Below are 2491 nucleotides of genomic sequence, written 5' to 3'. Positions count from 1 at the left end.
TGTTGGATGTCACTGAGAACTGACCCAGCGGCAGTCGGAATTGTCATTGAGATTTGACCCATGTGGAACCTTGCCCCTGACGGAGTTCGTCGGGGGTTATCGGAGTGATCGACATGGGATTTTTGAGCGTCATTCGACGTTGGGCTTTGCGGGACAAGATGCCCATCCGCGAGATCGCGCGGCGGACCGGGCTGTCTCGCAACACCATCAAGAAGTATCTGCGGGCAGGGATTACTGAACCGCGGTTCCAGACACCGGCGCGGCCAACCAAGTTGGACCCGTATGCGGAGAAGCTGTCCGGCTGGCTGGTGACGGAGCAGCGCAAATCGCGCAAGGACCGGCGCACTGCCAAGCAGATGCATGCTGATCTGGTTCAGCTTGGCTATGACGGCTCGTATGAGCGGGTCGCAGCCTTCGTGCGGACCTGGAAAGGAGAGCGACAACGCGCGCAGCAGACGACCGATCGCGGGACATTCGTGCCGCTGGTGTTCCAGCCGGGCGAGGCGTTCCAGTTCGACTGGAGCGAGGATTGGGCCCATGTCGGCGGCGAGCGCATCAAGTTGCAGGTGGCCCACATCAAGCTGTCGCACAGCCGGGCGTTCCTGGTCAGGGCCTATCTGCTGCAGACGCACGAGATGCTGTTCGATGCGCACTGGCACGGATTCCGCGTCTTCGAGGGCGTGCCTGGCCGCGGGATCTATGACAACATGCGCACTGCGGTCGATCGGGTGGGTGTGGGCAAGAAGCGCGACGTGAATGCGCGGTTCATGGCCATGACCAGCCACTATGTGTTCGAACCCGACTTCTGCAACCCGGCGGCAGGCTGGGAGAAGGGCCAGGTCGAGAAGAACGTCCGCGATGCGCGTCACCGGTTGTGGCAGCTGATGCCGGCCTTCCCGGACCTCGATGCGCTGAACCTCTGGCTGGAAGAGCGCTGCAAGGCGCTGTGGGCCGAGACCGCGCATGGCAGCCTGCCCGGCAGCATTGCCGATGTCTGGGAGGCCGAAAAGCCTGCGCTGATGCCGCTGCCCACGGCCTTCGATGGCTATGTCGAGCACAGCAAGCGGGTGTCGCCAACGTGCCTGATCACCTTCGAGCGTAATCGCTACTCTGTGCCTGCCAGCTTCGCGAACCGCCCCGTCAGCCTGCACATCTACCCCGAACGGCTGGTGATCGTGGCCGAGGGGCACGTGGTCTGCGAGCACCAGCGCATCATTGAACGGTCGCACCGACACCCCGGCCGCGTCATCTATGACTGGCGCCATTACCTCGCCGTGGTTCAGCGCAAGCCGGGCGCGCTGCGCAACGGCGCCCCGTTTGTCGAGATGCCGGAGGCATTCCGTCAGTTGCAGGATCACATGCTGCGCAAGCCTGGCGGCGATCGCGAGATGGTCGAGATCCTGTCCCTGGTCCTGCATCACGAGGATCAGGCCGTGCTCTGCGCCGTGGAAATGGCGCTGGAGGCAGGCGTGCCGACCAAGACCCATGTGTTGAATCTGCTTCACAGGCTGGTGGACGGCACACCGACCGACCAGCCCGATGTGACGCCGCCTACGAGGCTCGTCCTCTCGAAGGAACCTGAGGCCAATGTCGCACGCTATGACGGGCTGCGGGGAGGAACACGCCATGCGTCATGACCCCGCTGGAGCCGCCATTGTCATCATGCTGCGCAGCCTGAAGATGCCGGGCATGGCGCAGGCCGTGCATGACCTCATGGAGCAAGGCGCCCCGGCGTTCGAAGCCGCGATGCCGATGCTATCGCAGCTGCTCAAGGCTGAAATGGCCGAACGCGAGGTGCGCTCGATCGCGTATCACATGAAGGCCGCGCGCTTCCCGGCCTACAAGGACCTGTCCGGCTTCGACTTCGCCGCCAGCGAGGTCAATGAAGCCCTCGTGCGTCAACTCCATCGGTGCGAGTTCATGGACGCGGCCGAGAACGTGGTGCTGATCGGCGGCCCCGGAACCGGGAAAAGCCATGTCGCGACCGCCCTCGGCGTCCAGGCCATCGAGCATCACCGCAAACGCGTGCGCTTCTTCTCCACCGTCGAGCTGGTGAATGCGCTGGAACAGGAAAAGGCTCAAGGACGGGCCGGGAAGATCGCCGAGGCGCTGGTGAAGACCGAATTGGTGATCCTCGACGAACTGGGATACCTGCCGTTCAGCGCCTCGGGCGGTGCGCTGCTGTTCCACCTTCTCAGCAAGCTCTACGAGCGCACCAGCGTTATCATCACCACCAACCTGAGCTTCAGCGAGTGGGCCAGCGTCTTCGGCGATGCGAAAATGACCACCGCGCTGCTCGATCGCCTCACCCATCGCTGCCACATCCTCGAGACCGGCAACGACAGCTACCGCTTCAAGGCAAGCTCCGAGACAGCGAAAAGGAAACGGAAGGAGACGGCACCATTGACCCCAGCATGAAGTAGCAAACATAACGACCGGGCGGGTCAGTTCTCGGTGACAACGCTGGGTCAGTTCTCAGTGACATCCAACA

The 2491-nt window shown here is 63.0% G+C and carries 2 protein-coding genes; both read left to right on the top strand.

Going from position 1 to position 2491, the window contains the following annotated elements; translation table 11 throughout:
- Positions 1–113 precede the first annotated feature (113 nt).
- Entirely contained in the window at positions 114–1637 is a 1524-nt protein-coding gene (istA, locus tag EV216_RS17985; RefSeq protein WP_132697245.1) for an IS21 family transposase, read from the top strand.
- A complete protein-coding gene (gene istB / locus EV216_RS17980; protein ID WP_132697243.1) occupies positions 1627–2418 on the top strand; it encodes an IS21-like element helper ATPase IstB in 792 nt (263 codons plus the stop codon). Before istA ends, istB begins: the two co-directional genes overlap by 11 nt.
- Positions 2419–2491: the final 73 nt, after the last annotated feature.

The organism is Rhodovulum steppense, from assembly GCF_004339675.1.
Classification (GTDB): domain Bacteria; phylum Pseudomonadota; class Alphaproteobacteria; order Rhodobacterales; family Rhodobacteraceae; genus Rhodovulum; species Rhodovulum steppense.
This window is presented reverse-complemented; position numbering and strand designations above follow the sequence as displayed.

What these genes read in the sequence shown, in the direction of transcription:
- istA (WP_132697245.1), top strand. Translation starts at nt 114, where the DNA reads ATGGGATTTTTGAGCGTCATTCGACGTTGGGCTTTGCGGGACAAGATG.
- istB (WP_132697243.1), top strand. Translation starts at nt 1,627, where the DNA reads ATGCGTCATGACCCCGCTGGAGCCGCCATTGTCATCATGCTGCGCAGC.